We start from the raw sequence: 19,108 nt of genomic DNA, 5'->3' as shown, positions 1-19,108 counted from the left end.
ATAACGATTGTCTATTTCGTTATCCATAGGGTGGGTGTTTTCGCATGTTTCCCTTTGCTGATATTACACCGTTGTTGGCGGAAACCTTGGCAACGGTGTTTACAGAAACCGATCTCAGTAATCTTTTTTTACTAGTGGTGGCCATTGTTGCTTTGCAGTATTACCGTATCGGCAAGGCAAAGGAGAGATTTTTTGGTCTTAAGCCCAAGGGAATTTGGCGGGATGTTCTTATAAGCGTTGTGCTGGGGCTCCTGGGTGGAATATTGGCCAGTTATTTGATGATTTTTGTCGGACTAAGTCTTTCTGGTTCCGGTCTAATCTATCTGTGGCCTTTAGCCATCTTACTAATGTTGATTGATGTAAGATTTATGTGCTTTGCCTACGCTGGAGGTATCTTGGCCTTAAGTTCACTGTTGTTTGGCTGGCCGGATATCCGGGTACCGCAAATATTGGGCCTAGTGGCGATTTTACATATGGTGGAGGCCTTTTTGATTTTAGTCAGCGGACACCTGGGGGCGGTACCTACCTACTTTAAAAATAGCGAGGGAAAAGTGGTGGGTGGCTTTGCTCTGCAGAAGTTTTGGCCCATACCCATGGCTGCCTTGGTAGTGGTGGGGCATACCAATGGACCCAGTGGTTTGATCAGCATGTCTGATTGGCTGGAGTTAGTTCGCCAAGGAAAAAGTAGCTTTAATACCCAGGATATTTTATTTATTGTACCCGGGGATTGGTGGCCGTTACTTCGGGAAAACTTAGGTAAGTTTGAGCATATTATTTATTCTCTCATGCCGGTGATTGCTGGCCTGGGCTATGGTGATCTGGCGGCCGCCCGGACACCGGTGCAAAAGGCGAGAATTTCCTCTGTTATCCTAGGCTTATATAGTTTGGCGTTGTTGGCCTTGGCTGTGTTAGCGGATCGGACACCTGCGATTGGCTTTGTGGCGGCATTGTTTGCTCCCCTGGGTCACGAACTGGTAATCCATCTGGGGAAAAGGATGGAACTTAGTAATCCCATTTACCAGGCTAGTCCCCAGGGTGTAAAAGTGTTGGATGTTATTCCCGGCTACCCCGCTTGGCAGGCCGGTATTCGTTCCGGGGATATTATTGTAGAAGTGAATGGTATGTCGGTGGATAGCCGCCAGGGCTTGGAATTTGCCTTGGGGGTTTACCAGGGTCTGCAAATAACCTATTACTCTCAAAGGGAAAAGCTGCTTATTCGCGAGGGTGTAGAGTTTTTAGATAAACAAATGTTGGGGTTGTTGCCTGTGCCAGAAGGAAATGAAGGGAACTATATGGAACTATCCACCCAAGGCCCCATTAGTCGCTGGCTCAACCGTTTATGCAAACGCCCTTAAGGGCGTTTGACAAAAAGCTTGCGGCGCGATGCACACAAAATGCACAGTGTAGGCGCTAAAGCGCTCGCATTTTGGCGCACAATTCGCGCAAGCGCTCATTGAATTAGTAAGGGGTAGTAGAAACGTTGACAGGAAGGTGAACAATATGTGTGAAGCAAATGCCTATATTCGCAGCGGGCAGCAGGAAGAGTTGATACTGGAAAATGTAGATAGGATAATTCCGGTGGGGGATGGGTTGTTGCTAGAAGATATCTTTGGTCACCGGAAGCATATCAAGGCACGGATTCAGGAGTTGTCCTTGGTGGATCACAAAATTTATCTGGAAAAGCTAGAGGACTAGACCCGTAAAGCAAAAGACCACGTGGAGTTTTTCACCACGTGGTCTACTAATTTTAACGGGAACGGCTGGCCAGTTTGGTCATCAGCCGGGCAATAACTTCTTGTTCTTCCCGATCGGCGACATCCCACAGCTCTTTAAGAACCTTTTGCTCAGGATTTGCAGGCTGTACATTGTCGGCCAGAATGGCACCGGCAGTCATGGCATAACCCTGAACTTTCTCCCTGGAAATCCCTAATTCCTCGGCAAACTCCATAGCCTGGCTCAGATACTTCTTCCAATTGTCCCAACTTGTGTTAGCTTTACTTAGATCCAGCATAGCTATTTTTCCTCCTTATGGTTCTAGTGGCAGATCAACCATTAATTTCATCTATAGTTTGGCAGGAGAGCTAGTTTTTATACATGTCGGTTGCCACAGCAGGGGCTTTGTTCTATCATTATGGCAGGAGGTTTGAATGATGAGTTTAGAGCAATTGGCTTCGGATATGCGGCAGTGCACCCGGTGTGGTTTGGCGGAGGGTAGAAATAAGTTGGTGTTCGGGGTGGGAAATCCCCAGGCCAAATTAATGATGATCGGCGAGGGGCCTGGTAAAGACGAGGATGAGCAGGGGATTCCTTTTGTCGGGCGGGCCGGTCAACTTTTGGATCGGATTTTGGCAGCCATTTATCTGACCAGAGAGGATGTTTATATTGCCAACATTGTGAAATGCCGTCCCCCCAATAACCGGGTACCCAGCCGTACAGAAGCCGTGGCCTGCCTGCCCTATTTATATCGTCAGATTGAGCTGGTAAATCCGGGTATTATTGTACTGCTGGGCAGCACCGCACTGCAGAACCTAATTAGTTCCGAAGCGCGCATTACCAAAATGCGTGGGCAGTGGCTGGAGAGCCGGAGCGGTATTAAAATTATGCCCACCTATCACCCGGCAGCGGTGCTGCGGGACCCTACTAAAAGACGACCGGTCTGGGAAGACTTTCAGATGATTCAAGAGGAATATCAAAGACTGCTGCCCTAACGGACAGCAGTCTTTTTCAAGTGATATAATTTTTGCTCATGTTCCATTAATTTTTCATAGATAAAATCTAGCCGAGCGTCCACCTCCGGAAAACGATTATTCCCTTCTTTCCGCAAGGAGTCTAAGTCTGCTGCTAAGTGATTTAATCGTGCTTCCAGCTGATCCATGCGGGATTCCAATTGATCCGTGCGAGACCCCAACTGATCCATATTGGATTCCAACTGGTCCATCCGAGACTCCAGCTGATCCACGCGGGACTCCAGCCGATCCATCCGTAACTCAAGATTCCCCATGCTAACTTCCAAATGATCAACCTTTTCTTCCAGACGAATGACCCGAGTATTTACTTCTTCCAAAAGAGAATTGGTATGGCCGACAATCCGAATCAGGTCACCCACCATGTTTTCCAGGCGCTCCAAACGTTCCTCGCTCATTCATTATCCTCCTTTACAACTACTGGAGGGACAATATTGTTACCCCATTATAGCATAAAATTTACCAATATAATGAAGCTTTAATAAAAAAACAAACGTTTGTTTGCAGGGTGGGGTAATCTTAAAGAAGGCTTTTGCGGGTTTTGTTCATCCTTTTTAATAAAAACTGGATTTTCTGGCAGGTTTCTTATCTTGACCAGAATGTTATAATAATAAGGATGACAGAAAGCGGGTGATAAACTTGGAATTTAATCTAAAATCCGAATTTAAGCCCAGAGGGGATCAGCCCAGAGCTATTGAGCAACTTGTTCAGGGACTGCAACAGGGGTTAAAGCACCAGGTACTGCTAGGGGCCACCGGTACCGGTAAGACCTTTACCATGGCCAATATCATACAGCAGGAGCAGCGACCTACCCTTATCTTGGCACCGAATAAAACGTTGGCAGCCCAACTGTGCAGCGAGATGAAAGAATTTTTCCCGGAAAACTCGGTGGAATATTTCGTTAGTTATTTCGATTACTACCAACCCGAGGCTTATATACCGCATACTGATACCTATATTGAAAAGGATTCCTCCCTCAACGATGAAATCGATAAACTGCGCCACTCCGCCACCACCGCTCTGTTTGAGCGGCGGGATGTGATTATCGTGGCCAGTGTTTCCTGTATCTACGGCTTAGGTAACCCGGAAAGATACCGCAGCTTGCTTTTATCCCTGCGGGTAGGCGGCACCTACGATCGTGAGGCCATTTTGCGCAAACTGGTGGATATTCAATACGAACGGAACGACATCAATTTTACCCGGGGCAAATTCCGCGTGCGGGGAGACGTGATTGAAATCTTCCCGGCCAACGCCAGTGAAAGGGCGTTGCGGGTTGAGATGTTTGGCGATGAAGTGGAGCGGCTGCTGGAAGTGGACGTGCTTACCGGTGAAATCATGGGCCAGCGGCAGCATATTGCGGTTTTTCCCGCCAGCCACTTTGTGACGGATGAAGATAGTATGAAGCGAGCTATGGTGACGATTGAAGAGGAACTGGAAAAACGGCTCAAAGAACTGCGGGATGCCGAAAAACTACTGGAGGCTCAGCGGTTGGAGCAGCGCACCCGCTACGATCTGGAAATGATGTCAGAAATAGGTTTTTGCTCCGGCATCGAAAATTATTCCCGACATTTAACCGGTCGTGCTCCCGGCGAAGCACCCTTTACTCTGCTGGACTTTTTTCCCGAGGATTGGCTGTTAATCATTGACGAGTCCCATGTGGCAGTGCCGCAAATTGGCGGGATGTACGAAGGGGACCGCGCCCGTAAGACCAACCTGGTGGAATTCGGCTTCCGCTTACCCTCTGCTTTGGATAACCGTCCCCTCAAATTTCAGGAATTTGAGGAGAAGGTCAATCAAATCGTTTATGTTTCGGCTACTCCTGGCAATTATGAGTTTAAGCACCAACAGCAGGTGGTAGAGCAGATTATCCGCCCCACCGGCCTCATTGATCCTAAAATCACAGTACGGCCAACCAAAGGACAAATTGACGATCTGCTGGGTGAGATTCGCCATACCGTGGAGCGGGACGAACGGGTGTTGGTGACCACCCTCACGAAGAAGATGGCGGAAGACTTAACCGATTACTTTAAAGAAAACGGTGTACGGGTCCGTTACCTACACTCGGATATTGGAACCATTGAACGTATGGAGATCCTGCGGGACCTCCGACTGGGCACCTTCGATGTACTGGTGGGTATTAACCTGCTGCGGGAGGGTCTGGATCTGCCGGAAGTAAGCCTGGTAACCATTCTGGATGCAGATAAAGAAGGCTACCTTCGCTCCGAACGTTCCCTCATTCAGACCATCGGCCGGGCTGCCCGAAACTCGGAAGGCCGGGTGATTATGTATGCTGACAAAATGACCGACTCCATGAAGAAGGCCATTGGTGAGACCGACCGCCGGCGCAAGATTCAAACGGAGTACAATCGTGTTCACAACATCACCCCCGAAACAATCCGCAAGGCTGTACGGGATGTTATCGAAGCCACCCGGGCCGCCGAGGAAAAAGCTCCCTATGTAGCGCAATCCAAAGCGGGCAAAATGACTAAAACCGACATCAAAAAGATGCTGGCTAAGCTGGAAAAAGAAATGAAAGAATCCGCCAAACACCTGGAATTCGAACGAGCTGCCCAGCTTAGGGATGCCATGATAGAACTAAGGCTACAACTTAGGGGAGAGAAGGATATTAAGCCGGCGATACCGGAAGTGGAGTATTAAGACCTAGCCGTCAGTCGCTAGCCACGAAGCACCCCAAAGGGTGCTTCAGTTTGTTGAAAAACTACAAGTAAGAAGGTGGACTGGCAATTCCATAAGCGAAGTAGCGCGTTCGGCGGCGTTGATCAGCGCAAACGGGACCGCGGCGGAATACCTTCCGGTGCGGAACTATGGGGCTAACTGTTTGCTTGAAAGGTGTCAAAAGAACCGTCCCCTTGGCACCCGGGGTCATGGTAAATCTTACAAATATCGTACAAATGTTCTGTTAAGCGTTGTTTTTTCCTTGCGTATCAAGTATAGTAATATTGAATTGTCCCTAAAAACATAAGACAAAACTCAAAAGTCTAAGGCCCATGGCTTACGGCCTACGGCAACTAAATAAGGAGTAACTACGATGCAAGACAAAATCCTAATCAAAGGTGCCCGTTCCCATAACCTTAAAAACATCGATGTGGAAATTCCCCGGGACAAGTTGGTGGTTATTACCGGTTTGTCCGGTTCCGGCAAGTCTTCCTTAGCCTTTGATACCATCTACGCCGAGGGTCAGCGGCGCTATGTGGAGTCCCTTTCTGCCTATGCCAGACAGTTTCTGGGGCAGATGACCAAGCCCGATGTGGACTACATTGAGGGACTTTCTCCGGCTATTTCTATTGACCAGAAAACCACCAGCCACAATCCTCGTTCCACCGTGGGTACTGTGACGGAAATCTACGATTATCTAAGGTTGCTGTTTGCCCGAGCGGGCAGAGTCCACTGCCCTAAGTGTGGCCAGCCCATTGCCCAGCAGACGGTGCAGCAGATGGTAGATCAACTAATGGTTCTGCCTGAAAGCACCAAGCTTATGTTGCTGGCGCCGGTGATACGGGGGAAAAAGGGTGAACATGTAAAGATCTTTGAAGATATCCGGCGCAACGGTTTCGTACGAGTCCGAGTGAACGGAGAGATTTATGATGTTACCGAACCACCTCAGTTGGATAAGAAAAAGAAGCATACCATCGAAATTGTTGTGGATCGTATCGTTATCCGGCCCGGTAGCGAGAAGAGGCTGGCTGATTCCATGGAAACTGCTTTGAAACAAAGCGAAGGAGTGGCCATTGCTGCGGTGGTAGACGGGGAAGAGTTTACTTTTTCCGAGAACTTTGCCTGCACCGATTGTGGCGTCAACATTAGCGAGATTAGTCCCCGGCTGTTCTCCTTTAACAACCCTCACGGAGCTTGCCCGGAGTGCACAGGACTGGGCTTTAATCACGAATTCGATCCGGATTTAATTATTCCCGATCAAAAAAAGAGCATTCGGGAAGGGGCCATTGAAGGCTGGCATAAAGGAAGTATCGCGGCGGCCTACCTATCCGGCTTGGCTGAGAAATACGAATTTAGTCTAGATACCCCGATGGAAGAACTAACACCCAAACAGATGAAAGTAATCCTTCACGGTACTGGCAACGAAAAGGTCAAATTTAACTATACCGATAGCTACGGCCATGTTCATCGGTACGAGGTTCCCTTTGAGGGGATTATCGGTAACCTTTCTCGCCGCTACCGGGAAACCCAGTCGGAATCCATGCGGGAAGAGTTTGAAAAGTACATGAGCAGTAAGCCTTGCCCCAGTTGCCGGGGGGCTAGGTTAAGGCCCGAAGCTCTGGCGGTAAAGGTAGGGGGGAAAGATATCTCCGACATAACCGCTCTACCGGTGCTGGAGTCACTACACTTTTTCCGTAATTTGGACTTGACCTCAAGGGAGCAGCTTATCGCTAGGCAGATTCTCAAAGAGATTAATGAACGTCTAGGTTTCCTGGTGAATGTAGGTTTAAATTACCTTACCTTAGGTCGTGCCGCCGGAACCCTGTCCGGGGGGGAAGCTCAGCGTATTCGTTTAGCCACCCAAATTGGCTCCGGCCTGATGGGTGTGCTCTACATTTTAGATGAACCCAGCATTGGCCTGCACCAGCGGGATAACGAAAGACTCATTACCACCTTGAAACGTTTGCGTGATCTGGGCAATACCCTGATTGTGGTGGAGCACGACGAAGACACCATTCGGGTGGCGGATCATGTGATTGATATCGGTCCCAGAGCTGGCCGCCATGGTGGTGAAGTAGTGGCAGCGGGCACCATGCAAGAATTAATGGAGGTGCCGGAATCTCTCACCGGTCAGTATCTAAGCGGCAAAAAGTTTATTCCGGTGCCTCTCAACTATCGCGAGGGGAAAGGACAAAAACTAATTATTCAGGGGGCAGCGGCAAATAACCTGAAGGGAATTAACGTGGAGATTCCTTTGGGGCAATTCGTTGCCATTACCGGGGTTTCTGGCTCCGGTAAAAGTACCCTCATTAATGAGATACTCTACAAGTCCCTGGCTCATAAACTGCACCGGGCCAAGGACAAGCCGGGCGAGCATACGGCTATCCAAGGGATTGAACATCTGGAGAAGGTCATTGATGTAAACCAATCCCCCATTGGTCGGACACCCCGCTCCAACCCAGCCACCTATACCGGGGTATTTGGTGACATTCGGGAACTGTTCACCCAAATGCCCGAGGCCAAGGTGCGAGGTTACAAACCCGGACGCTTCAGCTTTAATGTGAAGGGTGGCCGCTGCGAGGCCTGCCAAGGGGATGGCATTATAAAAATCGAAATGCACTTCCTGCCGGATGTTTATGTGCCCTGCGAGATCTGCAAAGGCCTGCGCTATAACCGGGAAACTCTGGAAGTTAAGTATAAAGGGAAAAGTATTGCCGATGTACTAAACATGGAAGTGGATGAAGCGGTGGACTTCTTTGCCAACATCCCCAAGATTCATCGTAGGCTAAAAACCTTACAAGATGTAGGGTTGGGCTATATTCGCTTAGGCCAACCGGCACCGGAACTCTCCGGTGGGGAAGCCCAGCGGGTGAAACTGGCTACCGAGCTAAGCCGCCGCAGTAACGGAGGCACCATCTACATTCTGGATGAGCCCACCACCGGACTACACACTGCTGACATTGCCCAGTTGCTGGAAGTATTGCATCGCTTGGTGGATAACGGCAGCACCGTGGTGGTTATCGAACACAACCTGGATGTTATCAAAACCGCCGACCATATTATTGATCTTGGTCCCGAGGGCGGCGACAAAGGAGGCACCCTAGTGGCCGTCGGTACTCCGGAGGAAATTTGCCAGGTAGCAGACTCATACACGGGTCAATTCTTAAAACCTGTGTTGGAACGGGATCGTCAAAGAACCGTAGCCTCTCTGGAAAAAGGGGAATTACCACAGTTATTGATTGTCAATGCTTGAGTTTAGATCAGTAAAAGGCCCTGGTTTGCATGAAGCAAGCCAGGGCCTTTTACTTATTCCTTCTATAGTATTATCCTAGTATTTTGTACCACTATTTACTAACACACCGCTATGTTGAGGTGGCTTGCGCTGTTTGCTGAAGGTGCTGGATAGAGCTAGGCCTACCACGGACATGCCTCCTAGCACTGCCAAGTGAGTTAGCAGGTAGCTGAGGGGTAGGTTTTTTAAGGTAATCATCCGAAAGGCCTCGGACATCCAGGTGTAGGGCATTAGGTTGGCCAGGGCGTTGATGGCCAAAGGAATATGCGTCTGAGGCCAGGTAAAGCCGGAGGTGATGAAGGCCGGCACCGAAACGAGCATTAGATAGCGGGTTACCTGCAGAGAATTGGGTGCTACGTAAGAGATAAAAAAGCCAAAAGAAGTAATAATTACATCAAACAATAGCCCAAAGAGTATTACCAACCCTAGTGACCCCTCAATCTTTGCGTGGACAAAATGAGCTGCCACCCAAAGCAACAGAGTGTAGTTAAAAAAGTTGACAATAAAATAAGGCAGCGCCTTACCGGCAAAAATCTGCCAGCTGGGTAAAGGAGAGCTGAGAAACTGTACCCAGGTATGGCGCTCCTTATCCCGGGTCACAGATAGGCTGATGCTTAGCAGGCAAATCTGATGGATGACCATCAACAATAGGCCCGTGTAAAAATACGTGGCATAGCTGAAGGTGGGGTTGTACCACACCTCATAATTACAATTGACGGTATTCATCACACCACGTATTTGTTGTTCGGACATGCCCAACCCTGCTAAATACTTAGCTGTCTGTCCACTATTAAAATCGGTAATGACTTCTCGTAAATACTTGCGGGTGTTGTAGCCCCAAAGTAAATTAGAAGCATCGTACACCGTTAACAATTGGCTGGGTTGCTGCTGCTGTTGTTGCAGTTCAAACCGTTCGGGGATAACCACACCGGCCCGTACCTTACCCTGCCGCATGGCCTGCTCTAACTGCGCATAGGTTTCGATACCCGATACCCGCTGAAAGCGGGGGCTATTCTCAAAGGCGGTTACCACCTGCCGGCTGGATTTGGAATGATCTAGATCCACAATAGCCAGGGGCACATCATTTAAAATTCCCTTCACATAGACCAACCCAAAAACCGCAGCGTAGAGCAAGGGCACTAAAAAAAGCATCAGCACTAGAATGCGATCCTTAAAAATAATCAATGTCTCGTAATAAGCGATATTTATTATTCGTCTCAAAAAAAGCCCCCCTTACTTACGGCTGGTGATGACGGCTGCCCCACTATAGCAAACCACTGCAATCAAGCCCAGGGCCACAAAATAGTGTCGGGCAAAGAGCCAGCCCGGGTCTTTGAAGGTGAAGTAATTGAGGCCTTGGAAAAACCAAGTCTGGGGCAACAGCTTTACCACACTCTGAACAAAGCTAGGCATGGCCTCCAGGGGCCAGCCGTAACCAGATAAAATGAAAGAAGGCAAGGCAATAATCATACCAAAGCGAGTGGAATCCACCGGATTACGGGCAAAGCTGGAGGCCAAGGTGCCTACACTATGCAAGGCGATGGCAAACACCAGCGTAAAGAGCAGCAGCAACAACCAACTGCCATGCAGGGGAAGTTTTAGCAAACCAAAGCAAATACCGTAGATCGGCAAGATTAGGAGCATAAATACCCCAATATGGACCACCGATTTACTGACAAAGAGGGTCCATTTCGACAACCCAGCCAGCTTAAACTGGGTCCAACTGGGCCGTCCGGTCTCACTAATAATATTCGTAGCCGCTGCCAAGGTGCAACACTGCTGCCAAATATTGAGGATCAAGGCCAGCACCAAAAAGTAAGCATAATTTAAAGTAGGATTAAACCAGGGTTCCTCTTGCAGGGTCACCCTTTGATAGGCACTCTTAGCCTGTTCCCGGGGCAACCCCCGAGCCATCAGAGCTTTTACCCCGGCTTCGGCACTGACCGTCTTAGCCACTGTCAAGGCGGCGGTGGTGGCATTGGTGGAATAAATCATATTACTGCCGTCGATGCCAATATACACACTGGTCTGCCGTCCCAGGGTCAGATGACGGCCAAAATCCTCGGGAATCACCACCGTCACCAAGACATCCCCCCGTCGGATAAGTTCTTCGGCCTCCGGGGCACTGGCGGGCTGGGCCACAATCTGCAAATACTCGGCCTGACTGATCTTGGTTACTAAATCGCGGCTGGCGGAGGAACGATCTAAATCCACCACCGCCGTGGGGATGACTGTTAAAATTTGGGCGCTATAGGTGACATAAAAAATCAGTATTCCCAATAGAGGTCCAAAGAGCAAAATGTTGCGCAGACCCCGGTCCCGCCACAGATAGGTAAGCTCCCGCACCAGCAAGGCCTTAATCATGTCTTTCACCGCTTAGCCCAGCATACTCCCGAATTTGTCGTTGCCACTCAGCCTCTAGTTCGGCCGGGCTATAAAAATTCAATGTACCGTCAGCAAGCCAGGCCACCCGATTCAGTTGATGGGCATAATCCAGGTTACTAAAGCCGCAAACCAGCGTACCGCCCTCCTGCAAAAACTGACGGATTGTAAGTAAGATTAAGTGTCGGGATGCTAGATCAATATCCTTAATTAACTCATCGGCAATCAGCACGGTGGGCTGGTGGAGCAGGGCACAGGCCAGGGCGACTCGCTGATACAAACCGTTATCCAGAGTACTGACCGGCTCTGCCAACAGTTCCTGTAGTTTCAATTGGGTCACCAGACGCTCCAAGACAGTCCGGTTACCGCCCCGTAGTGTGGCAATAAAATCCAGATTTTCAGCCACCTTGAGTTCCTGAAACAAGCTCTTCTCTTGGGTTACCAGGCCCAATTGACCTTTATACTTGTCACTCTTACGGACATCATAGCCCAAAATCTCCACCGTACCGGACTTAAATCGATCTAACCCGGCCAGAATATGCAGCAGGGTGGTTTTACCGGTACCCTTGGTGCCGAAGATACCCAAGGTCTCACCCCGATTTACCTGTAGGCTGATGCCATTCAGCACGGTTTTTTTCGTAACCACCTGCACCACATCGTTGGCAACAATCACCGGCTGCATAGTTACTCCTCCAATATCTTGACGTTAGCGGTCATCCCCACTTTTAAGGCAAAGTCCGGGTTGGGCACGGTAATCTTCACCTCAAAGCTGCGCAAATCGTGCTGATACTGCTCGTTAATGGCCCGCTGCACGGCAAATTCACCGGCATTATTAATGAAGGTAACCTTGCCGGTAAAGACCTTATCCGGGAAGGTATCTACCCGGATTTCCGCTTGCTGGCCCAAGTGCACCCGGCCAATTTTCTTTTCACTGATAAATACCTTCACGTAGGTACTCTCTAAGTCAGTAATCTCAAAGACAGGCGTACCCGCATTGAGCATTTCTCCAAGTTCCAGGTACTTCTGCGTGATAAAACCGTTGATGGGGGCCTTTAACTGGCTGTTTTCCAGATAGGCCGTGGCCTTTTCCACCACCCCCTGGGCTTGGTTGGCCTGCCCCATTGCTGCCTCATACTGGGCTTGGGAAACACCCACCTTGAGGCGGGCCGCTTCGGCCTGAGCCAGGACTGCCTGGGTTTCTGCCAACGTTTTCTTGGCTGCCTCATAATTATTGGTAGCATCGTCAAGCTGACTATCTGAAATGGCTTCAGCTTTATGTAGTTCAATCATGCGGTCATAGGTTTGCTGGGCACTTGTCACCTTCACCTGAGCCTGGTCCACCTTGGCTTGGCACTGGGCAACGGTGGTTTCCACCTGCTGGCTGGTCAGGGGGATGGCCTCCTGGGCCTGACGCTGGTTCGCCAGCGCTGACTCATGGGCGCCTAAGGCCTGGGACAGTTCCGCTTGCAGTTCCCTGGTTTCCAAAGCTGCCAGCAGATCCCCTTTTTTTACCTGACTGCCCTCCTCCACCGGCATTTCAGCAATACGACCAGGTACCTTAAAAGAAGCCAGCACGCTGGTGGCCTCCAGGGTGCCGGTGGCCGTCAGACCACTACGCTCTTTGGCCAGAGTTGTTTGTTTTTGGTAAAAATACCCTCCTAAGATCAAGGCTGAGATCACCATAAGACCGATGAAAAACAAAGCAATTTTCTTTTTATTCTGAGCCACTTTGACCAACTCATCCATTCAGGAATCCCCCTCTATTTGCTAGAATCCGCCCGCTCAGTGGGACTCAAAATACCACGAAAGACCAAATCCAAAATATGGTGCAGCCGATTTTCCAACATAGCTTCCGACATCATGTCATCAGGCCACATGGGTTGCACCATTTCGTGTCGAGTGAAATATACCAAGCATAGGGCATGTATGCTCAACAATGTCTGCCGAATGTCCAGGTCCCGCCGAAAAATCCCCTGTCTCATACCATCCTGCAAAATCTGGCCTAGATCCTCCTGAAACAAATATAACAGTTCCGGGAGTACCCTGCTGCCATAGTGACCTCGGTGCAAAGCCTCCCAGCTTACCAGTCGCACGAATTCCTCATCTTGAGCTAAAAAATAAAAATAGCAACGTAAGGCTCGCTCCACATTTTCCCGGGGATCCACACCGGGAATAAAGGCTCCCTTGGTAAGGGTATAAATTTTGTTGTAACTATAGCGCAGCACCTCTACATAGAGGTTTTCTTTACTTTCATAGTAATGGTAAATCATGCGTTTATTAATTTTTGCCGCTGCGGCAATCTCGTCTACTCTGGCACCGTCCAAGCCCTTGCGGGAAAAAATTTCAGCGGCAGCCACCAGAATACGGTTTTTACTTTCTTCTGCCCTGCTAAGTTCCTGATTGTTCATCTCAACCTCCTCAAGAGAGTAACTAACTGGTTACTTACTTCATGATAATTTTTAACCAGATTTGTTTAATTGTCAAGGACTAGTTCAAAAAATGGTAATCCTTAGCAAGCAGGGTTTGCCCACCGATTACCTCCCGTTTGCCATTTGTGTTGATAATGGTAAAATAGACCTGGGGGGTGAGGGAAATGGTGTTAGCAGAAAAAAGTAAGAATATACCAGCCCGTCCGGGGGTTTATTTATATAAAGATGAAGATGGCCGGGTGATTTATGTGGGTAAGGCCGTTTCCCTAAAAAACCGGGTGAGATCCTATTTTCAAAACGGAGCTAAGCAAGCTGCCAAGGTGCAGGCTATGCTGAAAAAGGCAGTGGATTTGGAGTACATTGTTACCGATTCGGAAATGGAAGCTCTGATTCTGGAAAATAATTTAATTAAAGAACACCGACCTAAATACAACATTTTGCTGAAGGACGATAAAACCTATCCCTATATTAAGGTTAGTGTTAATGAAGACTTCCCCAGGGTTTATACTACCCGACGGGTCTTGAAGGATGGTGCTAAATACTTTGGACCTTTTACCCAGGTGGGGGCGGTTAACGAAACCCTGCGTTTATTAAAGAAAATATTTCCCCTGCGTACCTGTAAGCAGCGGGAGCTAACGCCCCGGGAGAGGCCGTGCCTCAATTACCACATCAAACGCTGCCTGGGTCCCTGCTGCAATCTGATAGAACGCAATCTTTACCGGGAAACCGTGCAGGAAGTGGTCCTTTTTTTAGAAGGACGTCAGGAAGATTTAGTAAAAAGACTTCGTCAGCGGATGGCAGAGGCCGCGGAAAATCTGGAATTTGAACGGGCTGCAGAACTGCGCGACCAACTGCTGGCGGTAGAAAAAATAGTGGAACGGCAAAAGATCGTCTCCACCGATCTGGTGGATCAGGATGTCGTTGCTATGGCCCGGGGTTTTGATGAAGCTTGCCTCATGGTGTTCTTTATCCGGGGAGGCAAACTCATTGGTCGGGAGCATTACTTTTTGGAGGGGACCGACACCCTGGAACGGGGCGAAATAATGACCATTTTTGTTCAGCAGTTCTATAACCAAACAGAATTTGTACCGGTGGAGATATTATTATCCGAAGAGATTCAAGATGAAAAGCTTATTTCCGATTGGCTTAGTGAATTGCGAGCCAGGCGGGTTCAGATCAAAACCCCGAAGCGGGGAGACAAACAAAAATTGGTGGAAATGGCCTCCCAAAACGCCTTGCTTACCCTGGAGCAGGCCCAATTGGCCCGGCAAGCAGGTCGGGAGGCGGTGGACGGTGCCCTGGCTGAACTGATGGCTGCCTTGGGGCTGCAGCAACCGCCCCAACGGCTGGAGTGCTACGACATCTCCAATATTCAGGGAACCGAAACCGTTGCATCCATGGTGGTTTTTGAAGGGGGTAAACCCGCCAAAGACCAGTATCGACGCTTTAAAATCCGCACGGTGGAGGGGCCTAACGATTTTGCCTCGATGAAAGAAACCATTGGCCGGCGTTTTTCCCGGGCCAAAGAGGAGCAAGCTTTACTAGAGCGCGGTGAGTTGACGGCAAAACAAGCAAAATTTACCCGGCTACCGGATGTCGTAATTATAGACGGCGGTAAGGGCCAACTTTCCGCTGCCCGGGAAGCTATGTTGGAACAGGGCTTTGCCCACATCGCTACCTTTGGACTGGCCAAGGAGGAAGAATTACTCTTTGCCCCAGGCCGCCCGGACCCCATTCGTCTGCCCCGGGAGTCCCGGGGGCTGCAAATGCTGCAGCGACTACGGGATGAGGCCCACCGCTTTGCGGTTACCTATCACCGTAAACTTCGCAGTCAGCGTAACTTAAAATCGGTATTAGACGAAATAGAAGGCATCGGTGCCGTCCGCCGCCGGGAGCTCTACAAAGCCTACAAAAACCTGGATGCCATTAAAAACGCTTCCGTAGAAGAACTAGCCAAAATCCCCAGCATGAATACTCGTGCCGCTGAAGCAGTGTATGAGTATTTTCGGAGCGAGTGAAAAAATTTCAAATATAGAAAGGAGCTTGAATCTTGACTACCACTTACCGCATGCTTGCCATCGACCTCGATGACACTCTACTTAACGGCAAGCTACAAATATCTCAGCGCAACAAGGAATATATCCGGCGGGCGAAAGAGGCCGGTGTTCACGTAACCCTAGCCACTGGTCGCATGTATTGTTCGGCCTTACCGTATGCCCAGGAACTTAACATTAATCTACCGCTGATTACCTACCAGGGAGCCTTAGTAAAAGAAGCTGGCTCCGGGGAAGTGTTATTGCATCGACCAGTACCCCTGGAGCTGGCCCGAGAAGCTATGGCCTGGGTCAAAAAGTTAGGGTACCACATTAACCTCTATATGGATGATAAACTTTATGTGGAGAAAATGACTCCCGAGGCCGAAACCTATATGAGAATTTCTGGTATCACTGCCCACCCAGTGGGCGATTTAGTAGCCTTTATGCAGGAAGCACCCACCAAGGTGCTGTTTGTTGGTGAGGTAAGGGAACTCGATCAGTTAGAGCTAGCCATGCGGCAGCATTTTGCCAGCTCTCTGCATATCTGCAAATCCAAACCCCATTTCTTAGAAATTTCCCATCCCGAGGCTACCAAAGGACATGCTTTGGATACTTTGGCCCGGCGCTCTGGTTTAACGGCGGAACAGGTTATTGCCATTGGCGATGCTCCCAACGATTTAGAGATGATTGAATACGCCGGTTTAGGTGCTGTGATGGGTAATGCCAGCCCGGAAGTTAAAGAGAAAGCTAATTATGTAGCATCTTCTAACGAAGAGGATGGGGTGGCTCAGGTTATTGCAAAATTTATTTTTCAAGAGTGAAGAGATCTCGCCTGAGGAATAGTAAGACAGACGAGAAATGACAGCAAGGGGAAGATGTATGTTGAAAAAAAGCGTATGCACCACCGGGAAACTGGAATTACGATCAGCCGCCCGCTTTGTGAAAGCAGCTAATCAATTTCAGGCCCAGATTAGCCTGGAAAAGGGAGGCCACCGGGTTGATGGCAAAAGCATGATGGCCATCATGGAATTGGCCAATCATGAGGACGACATACTCACACTCCTGGCCGAAGGAGCGGATGAGTCCCAGGCATTAGAAGTATTAGGAACTCTGTTGGAAAAAGAAGTAATCTCGGAGTAAAGAGTTCTCCAAACGAATACACCTCTCGGCTGCCTTTTGACTATAATAGGGGTATCAGAAAAAAATAAAACAAATACTGGAATTTCCTACCCCTTTAGGACTTTGTTATATTTGCTTTAAAATCACGAACCGTTTACAATATAGAAGATATTTATGCCAGTGAACGGATAGTATTCTTTCTTAAAATAAGGGGTGTTGAAGTGTCCAGTCCAAGGTTACTGATTGTCACCGGCATGTCTGGTGCCGGAAAAACCCAAGCTGTGCAAAATTTAGAGGATCTGGGCTACTTCTGTGTAGATAATTTGCCGCCAGCCCTGATACCGAAATTTGCCGAGTTGGTAACCCAGTCAAACGGAAAAGTAGATAAAGTGGCCCTGGTGGTGGATATTCGTGGGGGAGCCTTTTTTAATCAGGTAAATGAGGTGCTAAATGACCTCAGCCAACAGGGGTACCAATATGAAATTATGTTTTTGGAAGCTTCCGATGAATCCCTAGTACGTCGCTACAAGGAATCCCGGCGCCGTCATCCGCTGGATAATCACGGAGAAGTGCTGGAGGTTATTCGCGAAGAACGAGAACTGCTGCGGGAAATTAGAGGTAGAGCCAACAAGGTTATTGATACCACCAACCTTTCCAACAACCAACTGAAGGAACAAATATTTACTCAATACGGTGGAGAGAAAGAAAAAAATCGGTTACTCATTACCGTGATCTCCTTTGGCTATAAGCATGGTATCCCACTGGATTCCGACTTGGTTATTGACGTCAGGTTTTTGCCGAATCCTCATTATATCCCAGAACTGCGCTGCCTTACCGGTAACGATGAGCCGGTGCAGCGGCATGTGTTATCCCAGGATGTTACCCAGGAGTTTATGGCAAAGTTAATTGATTTTGTAACCTTTTTAGTTCCCCATTATCAGAATGAGGGTAAGGCCACCTTGATGATTGCCATCGGCTGCACCGGTGGTATGCATAGGTCGGTCACCCTGGCCAACAAGCTGGGAGAGATCCTCCATGCTAAAGGTTACCGCTTGAATGTGAGGCACCGAGACATCATGCGAGTGTAGGTGGTGGAAATATTGGCCACGTTATTCAAATGGTTTACTCCGGGCATGAAAATCAAACGCTGGCTCTTACTAGCCCTACTAGGCAGTATCCTGCTGGGATTGGGCTCCGCCCTATTGGATCGTCACTTAGTGGGATTCATGGGTGTGATTATAGAGCTACTGGCTAATCAATTGGCCTTTATGCCGCAATGGCTTCTTGGTGGTTTGATCGCTGTGCTGGGTCTAGCCATGTTGGGCTACGGCTTTAAGATGGCCTTTCGATCGGTTATTGGGGTCATCCGGCCGGATGAATCCGAGCGTTTGGTGGAAACCATTTACAATCACAGATCACTACAACGAGGACCTAAAATAGTAGCTATCGGTGGAGGCACGGGCCTCTCCAGCTTACTTAAGGGATTAAAGGAATACACCAGTAATATTACCGCCATTGTCACCGTTACGGATGACGGCGGGAGTTCGGGCCGCCTGAGAGATAATCTGGGCATACTACCGCCGGGGGATATTCGCAACTGTGTAGTGGCCCTGGCAGATAAAGAAACTCTGATGGAAGAAGTGCTGCAATACCGCTTTGAAAGTGGTGAACTGGCCGGCCACAATCTGGGTAATTTATTTTTAGCCGGCTTAAATAATGTCTCCGGTGGCTTTGACGGAGCGGTACGAACGCTCTCAAAGGTTTTGGCCATTCGTGGGCAAGTATTGCCTGCCACTCTGGAAAACGTTACTTTGGGTGCAGAATTAGCTGATAAAACCCTGGTCTTTGGTGAGTGCAGTATATCTGCCAGTCAGAGTAGAATTAAAAGAATTTTTTTAAGGCCTGAGGTTTGCTGCCCTATGCCGGAGGCCCTGGACGCTATCCAGGAGGCCGATATCATTATCCTCGGTCCGGGTAGCCTTTACACCAGCATTATTCCTAATTTACTGGTACAGGGAATGGCCGAGGCCATTCAAAACTCTCCGGCCCAAAAGCTTTACATTTGTAATATCATGACACAGCCCGGAGAAACTCAGAACTATACGGCCAGTGAGCACATGAAGGCGATCTTTGATCATGTGGGGCCCATTGTAGATCAGATTCTAGTAAACAGTGAAACTATTCCTAACCGTTTGCTCAAAAAATATCGGGAAAAAGGTGCCATCCCAGTGAGGGTGGATGCAGCTAATCTTTCACGATTAGGTGTTAAGGTTTGGTCCAAATATTTGGTACAACATAGCAATTTGGTAAGACACCAACCAGAAAAACTAGCCCAGGCCGTTATGGAAATTATTGCTGAGGCAGATGTGTTGGAACGTGCACCGGTTAAGATTTACCAACCGAAGCGGGCTCAGCGGGGAAACTGAGGCT

The 19,108-nt window shown here is 48.9% G+C and carries 17 protein-coding genes; 10 read left to right on the top strand and 7 right to left on the bottom strand.

The genetic code is table 11. The annotated features are described in order from the left end of the window. Window positions 1-44: 44 nt before the first annotated feature. Together BUA78_RS14865 and BUA78_RS14860 are read left to right on the top strand one after the other, a co-directional pair. Window positions 45-1,355: a PDZ domain-containing protein gene (locus BUA78_RS14865; RefSeq protein ID WP_072916061.1), complete on the top strand. Its 1,311-nt coding sequence runs from the start codon at window positions 45-47 to the stop codon at window positions 1,353-1,355. 145 nt (window positions 1,356-1,500) lie between these two features. Further along, on the top strand, window positions 1,501-1,695 hold the full coding sequence (locus BUA78_RS14860; RefSeq protein WP_072916059.1) for a CooT family nickel-binding protein: 195 nt from the start codon (window positions 1,501-1,503) through the stop codon (window positions 1,693-1,695). A 52-nt stretch (window positions 1,696-1,747) separates the two neighbouring features. Here BUA78_RS14860 and BUA78_RS14855 read toward each other — a convergent pair whose 3' ends face one another. Beyond that, window positions 1,748-2,011, bottom strand: a complete 264-nt coding sequence (locus tag BUA78_RS14855) for a DUF3243 domain-containing protein (RefSeq protein ID WP_072916058.1) — start codon at window positions 2,009-2,011, stop codon at window positions 1,748-1,750. A gap of 139 nt (window positions 2,012-2,150) precedes the next feature. Between BUA78_RS14855 and BUA78_RS14850 the strand changes: the two genes are divergently transcribed. After that, entirely contained in the window at window positions 2,151-2,708 is a 558-nt protein-coding gene (locus tag BUA78_RS14850; protein ID WP_072916056.1) for a uracil-DNA glycosylase, read from the top strand. On the opposite strand, the gene BUA78_RS14845 is transcribed toward BUA78_RS14850, so the two are convergent. Continuing rightward, window positions 2,705-3,142 (bottom strand): hypothetical protein, encoded by a 438-nt coding sequence (locus tag BUA78_RS14845; RefSeq protein WP_072916053.1) that lies wholly within the window; start codon window positions 3,140-3,142, stop codon window positions 2,705-2,707. The two genes, BUA78_RS14850 and BUA78_RS14845, sit on opposite strands and share 4 nt — an antisense overlap. A 241-nt stretch (window positions 3,143-3,383) precedes the next feature. On the opposite strand from BUA78_RS14845, the gene uvrB reads away from it, so the two are divergent. Beyond that, entirely contained in the window at window positions 3,384-5,402 is a 2,019-nt protein-coding gene (gene uvrB / locus BUA78_RS14840) for an excinuclease ABC subunit UvrB (protein ID WP_072916051.1), read from the top strand. Window positions 5,403-5,793: 391 nt separating this feature from the next. Further along, window positions 5,794-8,673: an excinuclease ABC subunit UvrA gene (gene uvrA / locus BUA78_RS14835; RefSeq protein WP_072916048.1), complete on the top strand. Its 2,880-nt coding sequence runs from the start codon at window positions 5,794-5,796 to the stop codon at window positions 8,671-8,673. Window positions 8,674-8,748: 75 nt separating this feature from the next. On the opposite strand, the gene BUA78_RS14830 is transcribed toward uvrA, so the two are convergent. The 5 genes from BUA78_RS14830 to BUA78_RS14810 are packed head-to-tail and all read right to left on the bottom strand — an operon-like array spanning window position 8,749 to window position 13,502. Then, the gene (locus tag BUA78_RS14830) at window positions 8,749-9,933 is read right to left on the bottom strand and encodes an ABC transporter permease (RefSeq protein WP_072916046.1); all 1,185 of its coding nucleotides are present in this window, start codon (window positions 9,931-9,933) and stop codon (window positions 8,749-8,751) included. Window positions 9,934-9,945: 12 nt separating this feature from the next. Next, window positions 9,946-11,076, bottom strand: a complete 1,131-nt coding sequence (locus BUA78_RS14825; protein WP_072916044.1) for an ABC transporter permease — start codon at window positions 11,074-11,076, stop codon at window positions 9,946-9,948. Then, a complete protein-coding gene (locus BUA78_RS14820; protein ID WP_072916041.1) occupies window positions 11,069-11,776 on the bottom strand; it encodes an ATP-binding cassette domain-containing protein in 708 nt (235 codons plus the stop codon). Before BUA78_RS14820 ends, BUA78_RS14825 begins: the two co-directional genes overlap by 8 nt. A gap of 2 nt (window positions 11,777-11,778) precedes the next feature. Beyond that, window positions 11,779-12,840: an HlyD family secretion protein gene (locus BUA78_RS14815; protein WP_072916039.1), complete on the bottom strand. Its 1,062-nt coding sequence runs from the start codon at window positions 12,838-12,840 to the stop codon at window positions 11,779-11,781. 14 nt (window positions 12,841-12,854) lie between these two features. Further along, a complete protein-coding gene (locus tag BUA78_RS14810; RefSeq protein WP_072916036.1) occupies window positions 12,855-13,502 on the bottom strand; it encodes a TetR/AcrR family transcriptional regulator in 648 nt (215 codons plus the stop codon). Between the two features lie 185 nt (window positions 13,503-13,687). Here BUA78_RS14810 and uvrC point away from each other — a divergent pair, with 185 nt between their 5' ends. The 5 genes from uvrC to BUA78_RS14785 all read left to right on the top strand — a co-directional run bounded on the left by uvrC (window position 13,688) and on the right by BUA78_RS14785 (window position 19,104). Beyond that, window positions 13,688-15,541, top strand: a complete 1,854-nt coding sequence (gene uvrC, locus BUA78_RS14805; protein ID WP_072916034.1) for an excinuclease ABC subunit UvrC — start codon at window positions 13,688-13,690, stop codon at window positions 15,539-15,541. Window positions 15,542-15,591: 50 nt separating this feature from the next. Next, window positions 15,592-16,380 carry a Cof-type HAD-IIB family hydrolase gene (locus BUA78_RS14800; protein WP_072916172.1) on the top strand — a complete coding sequence of 263 codons (789 nt, stop codon included), beginning with the start codon at window positions 15,592-15,594 and terminating at the stop codon, window positions 16,378-16,380. A gap of 58 nt (window positions 16,381-16,438) precedes the next feature. After that, complete coding sequence (locus tag BUA78_RS14795) at window positions 16,439-16,699, top strand: HPr family phosphocarrier protein (protein WP_072916031.1); 261 nt, start codon at window positions 16,439-16,441, stop codon at window positions 16,697-16,699. A gap of 200 nt (window positions 16,700-16,899) precedes the next feature. Further along, window positions 16,900-17,766, top strand: a complete 867-nt coding sequence (gene rapZ / locus BUA78_RS14790) for an RNase adapter RapZ (protein ID WP_072916028.1) — start codon at window positions 16,900-16,902, stop codon at window positions 17,764-17,766. Window positions 17,767-17,778: 12 nt separating this feature from the next. After that, window positions 17,779-19,104 (top strand): gluconeogenesis factor YvcK family protein, encoded by a 1,326-nt coding sequence (locus BUA78_RS14785; protein ID WP_072916026.1) that lies wholly within the window; start codon window positions 17,779-17,781, stop codon window positions 19,102-19,104. The last annotated feature ends 4 nt before the right edge of the window (window positions 19,105-19,108 follow it).

This window comes from Desulforamulus aeronauticus DSM 10349, from assembly GCF_900142375.1.
GTDB classification, from domain to species: domain Bacteria; phylum Bacillota; class Desulfotomaculia; order Desulfotomaculales; family Desulfotomaculaceae; genus Desulfotomaculum; species Desulfotomaculum aeronauticum.
The sequence above is the reverse complement of the archived record's forward strand: the minus strand, read 5'-3'. Positions and strand labels throughout refer to the sequence as shown.